This window comes from Streptomyces caelestis (assembly GCF_014205255.1).
In the GTDB taxonomy this organism is placed as follows: Bacteria; Actinomycetota; Actinomycetes; order Streptomycetales; family Streptomycetaceae; genus Streptomyces; species Streptomyces caelestis.
In genome coordinates, this window is record NZ_JACHNE010000001.1 from 1,058,131 (window position 1) to 1,075,355 (window position 17,225).

The 17,225-nt window shown below is 70.4% G+C and carries 12 protein-coding genes; 9 read left to right on the forward strand and 3 right to left on the reverse strand.

The window, feature by feature from the left end:
• Positions 1-44: 44 nt before the first annotated feature.
• The 3 genes from HDA41_RS04725 to HDA41_RS04735 all read left to right on the forward strand — a co-directional run bounded on the left by HDA41_RS04725 (position 45) and on the right by HDA41_RS04735 (position 7,821).
• The gene (locus tag HDA41_RS04725; RefSeq protein ID WP_184980979.1) at positions 45-3,980 is read left to right on the forward strand and encodes a wHTH domain-containing protein; all 3,936 of its coding nucleotides are present in this window, start codon (positions 45-47) and stop codon (positions 3,978-3,980) included.
• A gap of 110 nt (positions 3,981-4,090) precedes the next feature.
• Positions 4,091-6,913 carry a beta-L-arabinofuranosidase domain-containing protein gene (locus tag HDA41_RS04730; RefSeq protein WP_184980981.1) on the forward strand — a complete coding sequence of 941 codons (2,823 nt, stop codon included), beginning with the start codon at positions 4,091-4,093 and terminating at the stop codon, positions 6,911-6,913.
• A 143-nt stretch (positions 6,914-7,056) separates the two neighbouring features.
• Positions 7,057-7,821: a DUF4142 domain-containing protein gene (locus HDA41_RS04735; protein WP_184980983.1), complete on the forward strand. Its 765-nt coding sequence runs from the start codon at positions 7,057-7,059 to the stop codon at positions 7,819-7,821.
• A gap of 45 nt (positions 7,822-7,866) precedes the next feature.
• On the opposite strand, the gene HDA41_RS04740 is transcribed toward HDA41_RS04735, so the two are convergent.
• On the reverse strand, positions 7,867-8,658 hold the full coding sequence (locus HDA41_RS04740) for a LysR family substrate-binding domain-containing protein (RefSeq protein WP_184980985.1): 792 nt from the start codon (positions 8,656-8,658) through the stop codon (positions 7,867-7,869).
• A 110-nt stretch (positions 8,659-8,768) separates the two neighbouring features.
• On the opposite strand from HDA41_RS04740, the gene HDA41_RS04745 reads away from it, so the two are divergent.
• The 6 genes from HDA41_RS04745 (at position 8,769) to HDA41_RS04770 (ending at position 14,740) form a co-directional block, all read left to right on the forward strand.
• Positions 8,769-9,161: a DUF5997 family protein gene (locus HDA41_RS04745; RefSeq protein ID WP_184980987.1), complete on the forward strand. Its 393-nt coding sequence runs from the start codon at positions 8,769-8,771 to the stop codon at positions 9,159-9,161.
• A 196-nt stretch (positions 9,162-9,357) separates the two neighbouring features.
• Positions 9,358-10,707, forward strand: a complete 1,350-nt coding sequence (locus HDA41_RS04750) for an ABC transporter substrate-binding protein (protein ID WP_230299640.1) — start codon at positions 9,358-9,360, stop codon at positions 10,705-10,707.
• Positions 10,704-11,615 (forward strand): carbohydrate ABC transporter permease, encoded by a 912-nt coding sequence (locus HDA41_RS04755; protein WP_184980990.1) that lies wholly within the window; start codon positions 10,704-10,706, stop codon positions 11,613-11,615. Before HDA41_RS04750 ends, HDA41_RS04755 begins: the two co-directional genes overlap by 4 nt.
• Positions 11,612-12,556, forward strand: coding sequence for a carbohydrate ABC transporter permease (locus HDA41_RS04760; protein ID WP_184980992.1), 945 nt, complete (start codon positions 11,612-11,614; stop codon positions 12,554-12,556). Before HDA41_RS04755 ends, HDA41_RS04760 begins: the two co-directional genes overlap by 4 nt.
• Before the next feature lie 28 nt (positions 12,557-12,584).
• Positions 12,585-13,493, forward strand: coding sequence for a 5-dehydro-4-deoxyglucarate dehydratase (locus tag HDA41_RS04765; protein ID WP_184980994.1), 909 nt, complete (start codon positions 12,585-12,587; stop codon positions 13,491-13,493).
• Positions 13,490-14,740: a glucarate dehydratase family protein gene (locus HDA41_RS04770; protein ID WP_184980996.1), complete on the forward strand. Its 1,251-nt coding sequence runs from the start codon at positions 13,490-13,492 to the stop codon at positions 14,738-14,740. The genes HDA41_RS04765 and HDA41_RS04770 overlap by 4 nt, the downstream gene beginning before the upstream one ends.
• 41 nt (positions 14,741-14,781) lie before the next feature.
• On the opposite strand, the gene HDA41_RS04775 is transcribed toward HDA41_RS04770, so the two are convergent.
• Together HDA41_RS04775 and HDA41_RS04780 are read right to left on the reverse strand one after the other, a co-directional pair.
• Positions 14,782-15,675, reverse strand: coding sequence for a peptidoglycan-binding protein (locus tag HDA41_RS04775; RefSeq protein WP_184980998.1), 894 nt, complete (start codon positions 15,673-15,675; stop codon positions 14,782-14,784).
• A complete protein-coding gene (locus HDA41_RS04780) occupies positions 15,675-17,219 on the reverse strand; it encodes a DUF6519 domain-containing protein (protein ID WP_184981000.1) in 1,545 nt (514 codons plus the stop codon). The genes HDA41_RS04775 and HDA41_RS04780 overlap by 1 nt, the downstream gene beginning before the upstream one ends.
• Positions 17,220-17,225 lie beyond the last annotated feature (6 nt).

The window sequence follows — 17,225 nt, forward strand, 5'->3', positions numbered from 1 at the left end:
CGCTCCTCATAGATTCTTCGAAAAGCACCAGAGGGGAGCGGCAGGTGACGGAGGGTGGCACCCGTAACGTCGTGGGCGGCGACACGGTGGCGGGCGCGGTGGTCCAGGCCGGGTCGATCCGGGAACTGCACGTTCACGCGGCCATCCCGCCCACGACATCCGCGCCGGAATCCGTAGCCGTGGGCGCATGGGAGCGCCGGGTCGGCGACTCCTGCGTCTGGCGGCATGTGCCGCGAGGCCGGGACACCCGCCACCACCGGCGGCACGTCGCCGTCCTCGCGGCCCGGCTGGCCCGCATGCGGGACGAGCTGGAACGGTCGCTGGAGCAGGATCCCTGGTGTGACTCGCGGATCGCGACCGCGTTCCTGGACAACGTCGAATGGCTGCTCGGCGAACCACCCGAGGACGGGACGAACGGCCTCGACCTGTATCCGGCCGAGGCGTCCCTCCTCGTCCTGTTCCCCTTCCTCCACCGGGTCCACTACCTGCGGCGGGCGGCACGACTCGCGCGGGTCCGCCCCTGGTCCCTGCGACCGGCGAGCACCGCCGACCCGAGCAGGGAGGCGTACGAGATCTTCGTGGAGGAGAGTGAGGCGCTCGTCCAGCGGGCCCTGCGGGACCCGGAGGCGGAACCGCTCGTCGGCTGGTGGCTCTGCCACCGTCGGCTCACCCGGCACGAGGAGTTCTCGGAAGCCGATTCCGTCGCTGGACTTCTCGAGGAACTGGGCGAGTCCGCCGCCGAGCTCGGCGCCGCGCTCACTCCCGCCAGGTTGACCGTGCTGCTGCACGGTCTCCGGCGGGGGCCCGACATCTGTCACCCCGAGTTCCTGAATCTGCTGCCCGCCGACGAACGCGTCCGCTGCGGCCCCGGTCACCAGCAGATCCGCTTCCAGCGCGTCGGCCTCCTCGCCGCCCTCGCATACGGCATGTCCGTCGAGACGACGGCGTTGCCGGACATCGTCGCCGAGCACCTCGCCATCCCGTATCCGGTGGATGTGCCCCTGCTGCGCCGGACCCTCACGGAAGCGCACTGGGGAGGCTCACGCGAATTGCCGGTGCTCCGCGCGGAGTGCCATCACGAGGCCGTCGTCGAGGGCCTGCGCGAGTACACCGCCCGGGCCGACGCCGTGTTGCACGCGATACGGCGCACCGTCAGAGAACGGGTCAACCAGCCCATGCCGGACCTCCCCACCCGGCTCTCCGCCGACGGCGTGGTCCCGAGCCGCGGCACCTTCGACGGGTACGCGAGGTTCCGGAGCGACGGGCGCCGGGTCCTCGATCTGGCGATGGGGATCGAGCTGTACAAGGACCGCGACCTGGCCGTCCGGGAGCTGTACCAGAACGCGCTCGACGCCTGCCGCTACCGGCGCGCCCGGCAGGAGTACCTCGACCGCACGACCGAACCGTCCGGCGCGCCGTACACCGGCCGCATCGCCTTCGTGCAGGACACCGACGAGGACGGCCGGGCGTATCTGGACTGCCAGGACGACGGCATCGGCATGGGCGAGGCCGAACTGCGCGGTGTGTTCTCCCACGCCGGCGCACGCTTCGCGGAACAGCTGGAGTTCAAGCTGGAACGGGCCCGCTGGGAGTCCCTGGACCCGCCGGTGACGCTGTATCCGAACAGCCGGTTCGGGATCGGTGTGCTGAGTTACTTCATGCTCGCCGAGGAGATCCGGGTCACCACCTGCCGCATGGACGCCGACGGCGTTCCCGGGCCCGTGTACGAGGTGTCCATCTGCGGTCCGGGACACCTCTTCAGGATCGTGCGGAAGGCCGCGCGGGGTCGCGAGCCGGGCACCCGGGTCCGGCTGTATCTGCGGCCCGACGTCGAGCCGGAGAGCTGGTCCGTGATCGACGTCCTGGAACGTGTGCTCGCGATCGCGGAGTTCCCCACGACCGCGCGAAAGGGGGTGCTGAGCAGCTCGTGGGAGCCGGGGCGGCTGAAGGGACGGGAGAAGTCCGGTGCTGCCGACACCGGTCTCAACGCGCACGGAAGCCTGTTGGCCTGGTCCGAGGACGGCAGGGGCGCACAGGTCGTCTGGTGCGAGAACGGCGGGGCGCTGCTCGTGGACGGGCTGGTCGTGGAGCCGACGGTGCGCAAGGGTGTGCTTTCGGCGACGGGGCCGGGGCTGACCGGGGCGGTGGTGAACCTGCGCGGTCCGTGGTCCCCGGCGAAACTCTCGGTGGACCGCCGACATGTACTGGACGATGTGGCCGTCATGGTACGGGAGTTGACGGAAAGGGCCGGCAGCGTCCTCGCGGAGGGCGAGGACGACGTGCCGGGCTTTCCCTGGCTGTGCCAGGTGGCCGGCGGCAGCGCGGTTCTGGCCGACGTCGTGGCCGACGCGCTCTCCGCGCGCGGTCGGGAACTCACCTTCAAAGGCATGCGGTTCGGCAGTCCACAGGTCGGGTACTTTCCGGCGGATTTCTCCCTTGTCCCATACGACCCTCGTGACGAGCCGCGTTACGGTGCCGGTGCCTGGAGTGAGGTCAACGGTCACGCGCCGGACCACGTGTTCCTCTGGCGGATCCTGGCCCGCCGTTCCGCGCGGGCTCTCCGGAAACTGGTCGAGGTGTGTCCGGAGGCGGACGACACCCGTCCGGTCCGGCGGCCGACGCCGTCCGACCAGTGGTTACTGATGGCCCGTCAGTCACGCAGCTGGCACGGCAGACCTCTTAACAACCACTGGAACTTCGCCGAAGCCGCCGAAACTCTCCAGTGCACCTCACGCGACGTAGCCATGCAACTGGCCGCGTTGGGCTACCCCGACGCCGATCCCCGGTCCTGGTCGTCCGATGCACAGCTCACGAGGGCGAACAGCGGTGCCTTCCGGCCGCTCTACGACACAAACCTCTTGGGCAGGCAGAAACCTCTGTCCACCGCAGACCTGATGGAGGCGGCGGCACACGCGAACGACACCGCCGCCGCAACGGCCGAACTTCTGCGGCGTTTCGGGCTCGTGGTACCGGACAACGTGGTGAAGCTGTGCAAGGCCGCGGAGAAGGACGACCTGCTCTGGCTCAACCCGGACAGAGTGACGGAGGGCTGCCTGGATCCCGACGTCGCGGTCCCCCCGGGGCACTTGGCGCGCGCAAGCCTCCGGTCCGGTCTCTCCGTGCCGGAAGTGTGCCGACGGCTCGCAGCCCACGGCCTCCTCGCCGACTCCGGGCGCTTGCCGGACCACCCCACGACGGAGACCGTGGTACTGCTGAGTCTGGATACGGACGGAAAACCCCCCTGGTTGGCACCCGAGCAGGCGACGCCACCCGGACTGGTCCTCGGCGCGGCGCAGGAACTCGGACTGGAACCGGCGGAAGTACTGGCCAAGCTGGTCGCGCTCGGAGTCGTCCCGCCGGAACCGTTTCCGGCTGATGCCACGACGGATGACCTCTGGGTCCTTGACGACGGGGTGTACGGCAAGTCCCTCGTCCCCTCGGGGCCGTTGTTCTACGGAAGCGTCTTCAGCGGCGTCGAGGACCTCGACGACCTCCGCTTCAAGCTCCACCGCCTGCGCGCCTATGGGTTCGACACAGCCCTGGAGGTCCCCCGCCGGCCCACCCCACTGGACCGGGAGATATTGCGCGAGAGCAGCCCGGTCAACTGGTGGTACACGCAGACGGACGAGGCAGTGCCGTTCAGTTACATCCTGTTGGCGGCACGGCAGTTGGGCACCCTGCCCACGACGATCGCGAAGCGTCTGCGCACCTGCAACATCGCGACGTCGCACGACTGCCTCCCGAAGGGTCTCTCGTCCAGCGAGGCGCTACGACTCATCCGCGCGGACGAGCTGGACGCGGGCGATGTCCCGGAGGCCGAGGACTTCCCGCTGGAGTTCCTGGTGAAGACGGCCCTCCGTAAACGCACCAGCATCAGCCACATCGTCTCCCTGCTCAACGACCTCGGCATCCCCGTCCCCGATCCCGCCGAGACCATCAGAGCCGCCCTGGCACGCGTGCCCCGTCCCGATCAGCCCTGAGCACCAATCCCGTCCGCAGCGTTGACGCCCTCTCACCCCGCGCATAACGTCTGGCCGACCCCCCGCACGCTGTTCGTCATAACGAACAAGGCCACCTCGTGGAGGAGCACATGGCCCCGCCCCTCTCCAGACGATCCCTTCTCCAGGCCGCGGCCCTCGCGGCGGCGACACCTGCGGTCTCTCTCGCCGCCACCGGCCGAGCCGCGGCCGCCGTTCAGGAGGCAACACCCGTGGCCGCCGCACCGTCCAGCTGGACCGTCCAGCCCTTCGCCCTCGACGACGTGGCCCTCAGGCCCGGTATCTTCGCCGACAAGCGGCAGTTGATGCTCGACCACGCCCGCGGCTACGACGTCAACCGGCTGCTGCAGGTCTTCCGCGCCAACGCCGGCCTCTCCACCGGCGGTGCGGTCGCGCCCGGCGGGTGGGAGGGGCTGGACGGGGAGGCCAACGGCAATCTGCGCGGTCACTACACCGGGCACTTCCTGACGATGCTGTCCCAGGCCTATGCCGGCACCGGCGAGCAGGTGTTCGTCGACAAGATCCGCACGATGGTCGGGGCGCTGACCGACGTGCGCGAGGCGCTGCGCAAGGACCCGGCCGTGCTGAGCGTCGGCGGGAAGTTCGGCACCGCCGTCGAGAACGTCCGCGGCTCGTACCAGTACGTCGATCTGCCCGCAGCCGTCCTCCAGGGCGCCTCGGCCATCACGCTGTCCGCCTGGGTGAAGCCGGCCCACGACGGCAACTGGGCGCGGGTCTTCGACTTCGGCAACGACAACACCCGGTACATGTACCTGGCCGCCCGCAACGCCGGCGGTGTGCCGCGCTTCGCCATCACGACCAGCGGGCCGGGCGGCGAGCAGGCCCTCAACGGCACCACGGCGCTGCCCCTCCACCAGTGGAGCCACCTCGCGGTCACGATCGCGGGCGGGACCGGCACGCTGTACGTCAATGGCACCGCAGTGGCCCGCAACACGGCGATGTCCCTCACCCCGGCCGCGCTCGGCGCCCTCGCCAACAACTGGCTCGGCCGCTCGAACTTCTCCACCGACCCCGTCTTCGCGGGCGCCTACGACGAATTCAACGTGTGGTCGCGGGCCCTGAACGCCGCCGAGATCGGGCAGTTGCAGAACAGCCGGGCCGCCGACGCCTCCGCCGGCCACGGCGACCTGGCGTCGTACGCCTTCGACGAGACGAGGGGCGGAACCTTCGCGGACGCCTCCGGCCGGGGCCTGACCGCCACCCTGCGCCGCACCTGGGGCGCGCCCAGTCATCCCGGGTTCCTCGCGGCGTACCCGGAGACGCAGTTCATCGAACTGGAGTCGAGGACCACCCCCGACTACACCAAGGTGTGGGCGCCGTACTACACCGCGCACAAGATCCTCAGGGGTCTGCTCGACGCGTACGCCGCCACGGACGACGACCGGGCCCTCGACCTCGCGTCCGGCATGTGCGACTGGATGTACTCCCGGCTGTCCAGGCTGCCGGAGTCCACGCTCCAGCGCATGTGGGGGATCTTCTCCAGCGGCGAGTTCGGCGGCATCGTCGAGGCGATCTGCGACCTGCACACGATCACCGGCAAGGCCGAACACCTCGCACTGGCCAAGCTGTTCGACCTCGACCGGCTGATCGACGCGTGCGCGGCGAACACCGACATCCTCGACGGGCTGCACGCCAACCAGCACATCCCGATCTTCACCGGCTATGTGCGGCTGTACGACGAGACGGGTGAGGAGCGCTACCTCACCTCGGCGAAGCACTTCTGGGACATGGTCGTACCGCACCGCATGTACGGCATCGGCGGCACCAGCACCCAGGAGTTCTGGAAGGCCCGGGACGTGATCGCGGGCACCATCAGCGCGACCACCGCGGAGACCTGCTGCGCGTACAACATGCTCAAGCTGAGCCGGACCCTGTTCTTCCACGAGCAGGACCCGAAGTACATGGACTACTACGAGCGGGCCCTGTACAACCAGGTGCTCGGCTCGAAGCAGGACAAGCCGGACGCGGAGAAGCCGCTCGTCACGTACTTCATCGGGCTGACGCCCGGTCATGTCCGGGACTACACGCCCAAGCAGGGCACGACCTGCTGCGAGGGCACCGGCATGGAGAGCGCCACGAAGTACCAGGACTCGGTGTACTTCGCGAAGTCGGACGGCAGCGCCCTGTACGTCAACCTGTACAGCCCGTCCACGCTGACCTGGGCCGAGAAGGGCGTGACGGTCACGCAAACCACCGCCTACCCGAGGGAGCAGAGCAGCACGCTCACGTTCGGCGGCGGCCGGGCCTCCTTCACGCTGCGGCTGCGCGTGCCGTCGTGGGCGACGGCCGGGTTCCGGGTGACCGTCAACGGCGGTGCGGTGTCCGGCACTCCGCGGCCGGGGAGCTACTTCAGCGTGTCCCGGACCTGGCGGGCCGGCGACACCGTCCGGGTCACCATGCCGTTCCGGACGCGGGTGGAGAAGGCCCTCGACGACCCGTCCCTGCAGACCCTCTTCCACGGCCCGGTCAACCTGGTCGCCCGCGACTCCGCCACGGAGTACCTGAAGGTCGGGCTGTACCGCGACGCCGGCCTGTCCGGCGACCTGTCGGCCTCCCTCAAGCCGGTGTCCGGCAAGCCGCTGCACTTCACGCTGGACGGGAGGGAGTGGGCGCCGTTCTTCGAGGGGACGGAGGATCCGACGCACGCCTACTTCCGGCGCTCGGAGCCGAAGGTCGTCTTCGGCGGCCGGGACGCGGGCGTCGCCAACCCGGCCAAGACCGACGGCACCACGCTGCTGGACGAGGTCTGGGCGGGGGCACCGTTCCGGAACAAGGGGGCGCTGGTGGCGCGGGTGCGGTCCACGGTGGACGCGTGGGTGGCGGCCGGGCTGCTGAGCAGGGCGGACGGCGACAAGGTGGTGAGCACGGCGGGCGCGGCCTCGTACCAGCCCTGAGTCTTTCCGCGCGGGTCCGGTGCCGTACCGCGCTCGGCACCGGGCCAGGCCGGTTCACCAAATTTCTTTGCGGCAGAGGTGATTGTTTCGCCCCTGGCATCCGTACCCCCTGGTGTTGGGCCGTTCATATCCCAGGAGGCACGATGCGCATCTCGCGCAGCACGGCAGGAACCGCGTTCGTGAGCGGTGCGTTGATCCTTACGCTCACCGCGCTCGCCTACCCGAGCATGCTGGGCGTGGAAAACGCGGCTTCCGGCCAGGACCGCATCATCGCCAACACTCAGTGGGGTCCGCTGACCGAGGCGGACCGCGACTTCGTGGTCCGCGTGCGCGCGGCCGGTCTGTGGGAGTACCCCTTGGGGCAGCTGATCATGGAGCGGAGCTCGTCGAAGGAGATGCGGGAAGTCGCCGAGCATCTGCTCGTGGGTCACGGCCGGCTCGACGCGGGCTGCCGCAAGGTCTCCACGGACCTGGGAATCACCCTGCCGAACGAGCCGTCGCCGCAGCAGCAGCAGTTCGTGGCGACGGCGGAAGGCAGCACCGGCAAGGAGTTCGAGTCCACGGCCGTGACCATCATGCGTGTCGCGCACGGGGGCATCTTCCCGACGATTGCCAAGATCCGGGCGACCACCCGGAACAGCCTCGTGCGGGAACTCGCAGACACGACCAACGACACTGTTCTCGACCACATCACGGTCCTGGAGAAGACCGGCCTGATCAACCAAGAGCAGGTCAGCTTCCAGATCACCGCCCCGCCCAAGCTGCCCCAGGAGCAGACGACGCCGCCGCCGCCCCAGCAGGGTGCGCCGGTCCGCGTGCTGCCGATCCCCGAAGACCTGAAGGATCTGCAGACGGTCGCCCCCAACCCGTCCTACGGGCAGCCGCAGCCGTCCCCGCCGGCCGGGTGAACCAGGGGCGGGCCGGGGGTCGCGCTCCGGCGGTGGGCCCCCAGGCTACGAACGGCGGCGCGGTTTGCCGCGCCTGCCGCCCTTGGGGGCGCCACGCCCACTCCGGCCGGCCGACTGCCCGCCCTTGCCGGTGGGCTTCGCAGACGCCGACCTCCCGGCCGCCGACTCCCCAGGCGCCGGCTTTCGTCGGACGCCGCCCTTGGGGTTCCCCTCCGGAAGAGCCGGCCGGCGGCCCCGCGTGCTGTTGACCGTGCGGCCGCGGACGATGCCGATGAAGTCCTCCACCTGGTCCGTCGTCGCATCCGCCGGCCAGGCCAGGGCCACGCTCGACTCGGGGGCGTCCTTGAGGGGACGGTGCGTGAGGTCCTTGCGGTGGTGGAGACGGGCGAGCGACAGGGGAACGATGAGCACGCCGATCCCCGCCGCGACCAGGTCGACGGCGTCGGCCGTCGTGGCGGGGCGTTCGAAGGCGGGCCGTCCGGGGAGGTTCTCCCAGCCTAGGACGTCGTCGAGCGGGTGCAGCACGATGTCGTCGGACAGGTCCTCGACAGACACCTCGTCGACGGCCGTGACCAGGTGGTCCTTGGGCACGACGACGACCGTCTGCTCTGTGTAGAGGGGGATCGCGCTGAGCACCGTCCGGTCGACGGGGAGGCGTACGAGGCCCGCGTCGGCGTCCCCGTCCAGCAGCCGCCCGGCCGCGGCTCCGGCGGGCACCTGCGTCAGGGCCAGCGGGACATCGGGATGCCGCTCGTTCCAGACGCGCACCCACTTGTCGGGCATCACCCCGGGGACGTACGCGAGCCGGAACGAGGGAGATTCTTCCGAGCCTGTCACCCGGCCAGGTTACCGGCCGGGTGCAGCGGTCGCGGTCAGCGGCCGTGGTCAGTGGCCGTGGTCAGTGGTCGTGGTCAGTGGTCGCGCGCACGCTCGATACTCTGGACGGCATGACGTCGCACCAGAGCACCCAGACCATGAAGCCCGCGACCGCGGCGAAGAAGCTGGGTGTGTACCTCGAGGCCACACCCGCCGAGTTCCGGGAGGGTGTCGTCTCGCGCGCCGAGCTGAACGAGCTCCAGGCCAATCCGCCGCAGTGGCTTCAGGACCTGCGGAGCAACGGCCCGCACCCCCGCCCGGTGGTCGCGGCGAAGCTCGGCGTCTCCATCGCGGGCCTCGCCCGCGGCGGCGTCACCGAGCCCCTCACCACCGAGCAGATCGAGACGCTGAAGCAGGAGAACCCCGAGTGGCTTCAGCGGGAGCGCGCCACTCAGGCGGAGGTCCGCAAGGAGGCGGACCGGATCAAGAAGAAGAACGCCGAGCGCGCCGAAAGCCGCGACTGACCTCGACCTTCTCTCAGACGGCCCCAACCGGTCCATCCGGTTGGGGCCGCTGTCGTTCTCGGGGCCGTCCCACGGCCTCGTGTGGCCTCGGTGAAACATTTCAGCCATGCATTGACATGGCGATGAAACGATCCGTAGCTTGGCCGATCATTTAGATTCGTGAAGCTTGTTCACGGATATGAACGGAGAACCATCCATGCGGGATCGCCGACGCTGCATCGACATGCGGCTCCGCCGGGTGCGCCGCCTGGCTGCCGCGCTCGCCGTCTCTGGTTTCCTGTTCGGAACGGCCGCCTGCGGCTCCGGTTCCGGCAGCGCCCGGGCCGGCGATCCGAACACGCTGGAGGTGTGGACCCGGAGCGATCCGGAGTCCGCCCAGACCTACGAGCGGGTGTTCGCCGCCTTCACCAAGAAGACCGGAATCAAGATCGACTACCAGCCGGTCATGAACTTCGACCAGCAGTTGCAGAGCCGCGCGTCCACCAAGGACCTGCCGGACGTCATGATCAACGACACGGCCCTGATGGGCAGTTACCAGGCCCAGGGCCTCCTCGAGCCCGTCGACCCGGCCTCGATCGCCGGACACGACGAGATCACCGCCAAGTCCTGGTCGTCCACCGTGGGCCGCGACGGCAGGCACTACGGCATCCCGTACTCCCGTCAGGCCATGACGCTGTTCGTCCGCAAGGACTGGCGAGAGAAGCTCGGCCTGCCGCAGCCGAAGACCTGGCAGGACACTCTCGCCCTCGCCAAGGCCTTCGCCACCCGCGACCCGGACGGGGACGGCAGGAAGGACACGTACGGCATGGTCGTGCCCGGCAGCGCGCAGAACGGCTATGTCGCCTGGTGGGGTGCCAGCTGGCTGTGGCAGGGCGGCGTGCGGATCATCGAGAAGGAGGGCTCGGGCTACCGGCCCGCCATGGACTCGGCGGCCGCCCTGCGCACGGTCACCTGGATGAAGGACAACCTCTTCTGCGGTGACAACGGTGTCATCCAGCCCAGCGCCCTCACCTCCGTCACCGCGAACACCACCAACTTCCAGGACGGCAACGCCGGGATGTACCTCACCGGCCCGTACAACATCTCCACCTTCGACAAGGCGCTCGGCAAGGACACGTTCGAGGTCCTGCCCGCCCCCGCGGGCCCGGCCGGGAACGACGTGCTGGCCGACGGCGAGAACGTCTACTTCGGTGCCAGGACCGGGAAGGCGAAGCAGGAGCAGACGCTCGCCGCGTTCCTGATCTCCCCCGAGGGCCAGACGCTCGCCATGACGGGCGACCACCAGCCCGTCGTGCGGATCCCCGTCAACTCCACGCTGGACGCGGCGAAGGTGCGCGGCGACGCGCGCTGGAGCGTCGTGCAGAAGGCCTACGAGGACGACTCACTGCAGTTCCCCAACGCGCCGGACTGGGCCCCCATCAAGCAGGACACGGCCGATTCCCTCAACGCCCTGTTCACGTACTGCGGCAGTGACGTCAAGGCCGGTCTCAAGGAACTCAACGACACCCTCGCCGGTGACCTCAAGGACCAGGACCTGTTGAAATGACCGCGACCGTGACGACACCCGGGCCGCGCAGAGCCCGGGCCCTCCGCAAAAAGGCCGTACTGCCCTGGCTGTTCCTCGCGCCGGGTCTGCTGCTCGCCCTGGTCTTCAAGTTCCTCCCCATGGGCAAGGGCGTCTGGCTCAGCTTCTTCGACGTGCGGCCCTTCCTCGGTGACCAGTGGGTCGGCCTCGACAACTACACGCGGGTCCTGACCGACCACCGCTTCCAGGACGCCATCGGCCACACGCTGGTCCTGGGCATCGGCATGTCCCTCGGCGCCATCGTCGCCGGCTTCCTCCTGGCCCTGCTGCTCGAAGGCCAGGCCCGCTCGCTGAAGATCATCCGTACCGCCGTCTTCCTGCCCGTCGTCACCGCCACCGCGGTGGTCGGCGAGATGTGGCGGCTGATGTACTACCCGACCTCCGACGGCCTGATCAACAGCGGTCTCGGGCTCCTCGGTCTGGGCCCCGTGCCCTACCTCGACAACCCCGACACGGCACTCTGGGCGACGATGGCCATGGGCATCTGGATGCTCGCCCCCTACAACATGGTGATCATCCTCGCCGGACTGGCGGGTGTGGACCGCTCGCTGTACGAGGCCGCCGCGATGGACGGGGTGTCGCTGTGGCAGCGGCTGCGGCACATCACCCTGCCCGCGATCCGCCCGGCCCTCGGCATCGTCCTCACCCTCGCCGCCATCCGCGGACTGCGCGTCTTCACCGAGGTGTACGTCCTCACGGGCGGCGGTCCGGCCGGGTCGACCGACGTCTGGATGACCCGGGCCTACACCCTCGGCTTCTCCCGCAACGACATCGGCGGCGCCTCGGCCGCCTCCGTGCTCCTGCTCTGCGTGACGCTGCTGCTCACCGTCACGGTCAACTACTTCCGCAAGAGGGGAGACGTGAGATGAGCGCGCCCGCCATCGACCCCGTCCGGACCCCGGTGACCGCCTCTCCCCCGCGGAGGTCCGCCGGGAAGCAGCGCACCACCCCCGCCCGTTTCGACACCGCCCTCGGCTGGAGCGACCGGCCGGGCCCCGCCTGGGCGCTGCGCGTCCTGCTCTGCGCGCTCGCCCTGGGCGTCTTCGCGGCGCCGTTCCTGACGGTCTTCTCCGGTTCCTTCAGCGAGAAGGCCAGCGGTTCGACCCTGTCGTTCCTCCCCCACCACCCGACCCTGCTGAACTTCCAGGTGGCGGGCGAGCGCGGCATCTGGGACTACTTCGGCAACTCCCTGGTCATAGCGGGCGGCGGACTGCTGTTGCAGCTCGCCGTCTGCACGCTCGCGGCGTACGCGCTGGCCCGGCACAGGTTCCGTGGGCAGGCGCTGATCCTGACCCTGTTCATGCTGACGATGATGCTTCCCGAGGAGGTCATCGCCATCCCGCTGTCCCTGGTCCTCGGCCATGTGCCCGTGGTGGGACTCGATCTGAAGGGCACCGTCTGGGGTGTGATCCTGCCGCTCGGCGCCTGGGGCTTCTCGGTGATGGTGCTCACCGAGTTCATGAAGGACATCCCCGCCGAGATCGAGGAGGCCGCCCGTATCGACGGCGTCGGTGAGCTGCGGATGCTGTGGCAGGTCGTCCTGCCGCTGTGCAAGCCCGCGCTCGGCGTGGCCGGGGTGCTCGGCTTCATCATGATCTGGGACCAGTACCTGCTGCCCCTGATCGCCGCCAAGGACCCCACCGACTACACGGTCACCGTCGCCCTGTCCATCCTGCGCACCGACCCCGAGGTCGGCTCGGGGGTGGTGCTGGCCGGTGCGGTGATCGCCCTGGTCCCCAGCCTGATCGTCTATCTGCTCCTCCAGCGCTCGCTGGTCACCGGCATCGCCGCCGGTGCCACGAAGGGCTGACCACCCCACCCCCCACGATGAGGGAGACATGAAGTTCCACGGAGTGCTGTTCTTCCCGGTCACGCCGTTCGCGGCGGACGGTTCACTGGACGAGGAACGGCTCGCCCAGCACATCGAGTCGGGTGTCGCCGCGGGCGCGGGAGGTGTGTTCGTCGCCTGCGGCACCGGCGAGTTCCACGCGCTGTCGGCGGAGGAGATCGAGCGGGCCACGCAGGTCGCCGTGCAGACAACCGCCGGGCGTGTGCCCGTCCTCGCGGCGGCCGGCGGTCCCACGCCCGTCGCCCGGGACCAGGCCGCCCGCGTCGGACGCGCCGGCGCCGACGGCATTCTGCTGCTGCCGCCCTACCTGGTCAGTGCCCCGCAGCAGGGCCTCGTGCGGTACGTCGAGGAGGTCACCGCGGCCACGGACCTGCCGGTCGTCTTCTACCAGCGCGGCACCGCCCGGCTCACCGCGGACACGGCCGCCGAGATCGCCGCCCTGCCCGGGGTCGTCGGGCTCAAGGACGGCGTCGGGGACATCGAGCGGATGCACCGCATCGTCCGCGCGGTGCGTGCCGTGCCGGGCACGGAGGACTTCCAGTTCTTCAACGGCCTGCCCACCGCCGAGATGACCGCGCCCGCCTACCAGGGCATCGGCGTCGCGCTGTACTCCTCCGCGGTGTTCGCCTTCGCCCCGGAGATCGCCCTGGCCTTCCACCGGGCCCTCGCCCAGGACGACCAGGCGTTGGTCTCCCGGCTCCTCGACGAGTTCTACGGCCCGCTCGTCGCCCTGCGCGATGAGGTCCCCGGGTACGCCGTGTCGCTCGTCAAGGCCGGGGTGACGCTGCGCGGTCTGGACGTCGGCGGCGTACGGGCGCCACTGCTGGATCCGACACCGGAGCATCTCGCCCGGCTGTCCGAACTCATCGACCGTGGCCTGGAGGTGGTGGGCGCATGAGCCAGACCCGTATCCGTGAGCTGATCGTCACCCCGATCGCCTTCGGTGACCCGCCGCTGCTCAACTCCAACGGCGTGCACGAGCCGCTCGCGCTGCGGATCATCCTCCAACTCGTCCTGGAGGACGGCACGGTGGGACTCGGCGAGTCCCCCGGGGGTACCGCCCGGCTGGAGCGACTTCAGGCCGCGGCGCAGGTGGTGGTCGGCATGGACGTCTTCGACACCACCGCCGTCGCCGCCGCGATCGACGCGGCGCTGCTGCCGGCCGTGCCCAGCTCCCACGAGCGCGGCTGGACCACCTCGGCGGTGGAGGTGGCCTGCCTCGACGCGCAGGGCAGGCTGCTCGGCCGTCCGGTCAGCGATCTGCTGGGCGGCACGGTCCGCGACGCGGTGCCGTTCGCCGCGTACCTCTTCTACAAGTGGGCCGAGCACCCCGCGCTCGACGGCCGTGCGGCCATCACCGACGACTGGGGCGAGGCCCTCGACCCGGCCGGGATCGTCGAGCAGGCCCGGCTGATGCAGGAGCGGTACGGCTTCAGGTCGTTCAAGCTCAAGGGCGGCGTGTTCCCGCCCGACGAGGAGATCGCCGCGATCCGGGCGCTGGCGGAGGCCTTCCCCGGGCAGCCGCTGCGTCTGGACCCGAACGTGGCGTGGACGGTCGAGACCTCCAAGTACGTCGCCCGTGAACTGGACGGTGTGCTGGAGTACCTGGAGGACCCGACCAAGGGCATCCCCGCAATGGCGGAGGTGGCGAGGGACTCGCCCTTGCCGCTCGCGACCAACATGTGCGTGATCGCCTGGGAGCATCTGAAGCCGGCCGTCGAGCAGGACGCCGTCCAGGTGCTGCTCACCGACCACCACTACTGGGGCGGGCTGCGCCGCACCCGGGAACTGGCCGCCGTGTGCGAGGCGTTCGGGATCGCCCTGTCGATGCACTCCAACTCGCACCTGGGCATCAGCCTCGCCGCGATGACCCATGTCGCCGCGGCCATCCCCAACCTCGACCACTCGTGCGACACGCACTACCCGTGGAACTCGGCCGACGACGTGATCGTGCCGGGCGCACTGGAGCTGCGCGACGGGGCGGTCCGGGTGCCGACCGGGCCCGGGCTGGGCGTCGAGCTCGACCACGACAAGCTGGAGCAGCTGCACCGGCGGTACGTCGACTCCGGGATGCGCAGCCGCGACGACACCGGCTACATGCGGCGTGTCCAGCCGGAGTACGAGCTGCGGCTGCCCCGCTGGTGACGGGCGTGGGCCCCTGCGCGCGGAGGGGCCCACGCCCGTCCCTACTTGGACTTCGGCACCTTCAGCCGGTCCCAGGTGAGCTTGCCGGGGATGCCGTCGGCGTCCTTGCCTGAGAAGCCCTGCTTCTGCTGCCAGAGCGCGTAGGACCGGCGGTCGGCCTCGCTCCAGTCGGGGCTCGGCCCCTCCTCGTAGCGGCTGCACCCCTCGGCGACCAGGCGGCGACCCATCGCCGTGATGATCGGTGAGCGCTGCCCGACGTGGAAGAACGCGGCGCCGGGGAACGGCTCGTAGGACGGCTTGGGCGACGGCTTCGGGTCGGGGGCCGGCTTGCTGCCGCCTCCGCCGCCCTTGAGCCGCTGGGCTATGCGCTTGCGCATGCCGTCCATGGTGAAGCCGCGCGGGTCGACCTTGCCCGGCTGCCACTCCTTGTGGCCGATGACGGAGCGTTCGGACCAGCCGTGGTGGCGGCAGATGGCCGCCGCCACCTTCTCGATGGCCTCCTTCTGCGCCTCGGGCCAGGGGTCCTTGCCGTTGCCGAGGTTGATGCACTCGAAGCCGTAGAAGTGCCGGTTGCCGTCGGTGTCGGCCTCGTTGTCGGCCGGCAGTTTCGACTCGTTGATCACGGCGCGCAGGACGTCGCCGTCGCCGAGGCCGGCGTGGTTGGCGCGGCCGTTGCCGACCAGGTGGACGTGGCCCTTCTTGTCGATGACGCCGTGGCACAGCGGGCCGGGCAGGCTGGAGTAGCCGTCGTAGCAGATGTCGACGGAGGCGGCGGTGCCGGAGGTGACGGTGTGGTGGATCATCACGCCGTTCACCGGGCCCCAGGGGCCCTTGCTGTTGCGGTTGTGGGTGCGCCAGCTGCGGACCTCGTGGACGGTCAGGCCCTCGGCTCTGAGGATCTCCACCAGCTTGGACGCGCTCAGCGGCTTGGCCATCAGTTGTCTCCTTCCGCGGCGGCTTCCGCCTCGGCTGTGGTCTGGGACCGCCCGTGGGAGGGATCCTCGGCGGCCAGTTCCTCGCGGTGGGCCTGCTCCTCGGCCGCGAGCGTGGCCTCGTCCGCGGGCGGCATGCTGCTGGCCAGCGGGCCGAACGCCAGGCGCAGGTCGACGGCGCTGCCCTCGCCCTTGATCAGGGCCAGCGGAGCGAAGTGCCGGGCGATGCCGGCCGGGCCCTGGAGCAGCGGACGGCGGGCCGCGTCCACCGGCCACTCGACGCTGCCGGTGGCGGTGCGGGCGGGGACGATCCAGTGGTCGCCGGTGCGGTAGGTGCCGCCCTTGGCGAAGTACACCTCGACGCCGTCCTCCAGGGGCAGCCACTCCCCCTCCGTGACGGGGACAGCGCCGCCGCGCAGGGCGGTGGTGCGGCCCTTACGCTTGGGGCCGCCGTGGTGGTCCCAGCGGCGCAGGTACGGGTTCAGGTGCGCGAGCCGTCCCACGCCCGGGGCGGGTTCGGCGGACAGGCGGACGCGGCGGCCCGGCAGGTCCAGCTCCTCGACCCGCAGCAACGGCAGGGGCTCCAGGCGGGAGGCGTAGGCGGTGTCGACGAACTCCACGTGGTCGCCGACGTCCAGGTCCAGCTTGTCGTCGTGGCCGAGGGATGCCAACTGCACCCAGGTGCCGTCCAGTTCGTCGACGGGGAAGACGACGGAGCCGTTCTCGCGGGACCACTTGAAGGTGGCGTCCTTCGCCTCGCCGCCCTCGTGGACCTCCACCCGGTACAACTGGTTCTCCGGGCCGCGGTAGCGGGCGTCCGGCTTGACCAGGCACGGGTCCTCGTCGGCGTGGTCGGGCCGCTCGCTGCGGGCGGCGAGCCGGGCCGAGGGGGCCGACTGGCGCTGCGCCCAGCGGGTGAACGCGGCGCGGACGACGTCCTTGGACGGGTCGGTCTCCTCGATCTCCAGCGCCGCGAGGGACAGCGGCAGCACCTGCCAGACGACCTTCACGCGGGCGGCGGTGTCGGGCATGGCCGCGCCGAGGGCGACCTCGCGCAGCGCCGGGTCCTCGGCCGCGGTGACCGAGCGCTCCCACACGTTCAGGTAGACGACGAACGGCGACTGGGCGGGCGAGGGCAGCCGGTCGCCGGGCCTCTCCGGGTCGCGGAAGCCGTCGGGCTGGTCCCAGTAGGTCCAGTGCGCGGGCGGCTCCGGCGCCCGGTCCTCGCCGTCCTCGTCGGTGACGGGCACGCCGGCGGCCGGGCGGCCGGCGTCGCACAGGATGCCGTCGACGTAGTAGCGGCCGCCGTGGATGAGGAGGGTGTCGATCTCGTGCTTGCCGCCGACGTACTCGATGCGGAAGCCGGCCGCGTAGCGCGGCCCGCCGTGCGGGCCGATCAGATCGGCGGCGAGGCTACGGGCCTGGTGGAGCTGGATCGCGGTCTGTTCGTTGAGGTCGGCGTCGAGCTGGACGCGGCCCTGCTGGGCGACGACCGCGGAGTAGTGCCGCTCCGGGCGGAACGTGGAGCGGGAGAGGTCTGCGTGCATGAAGGG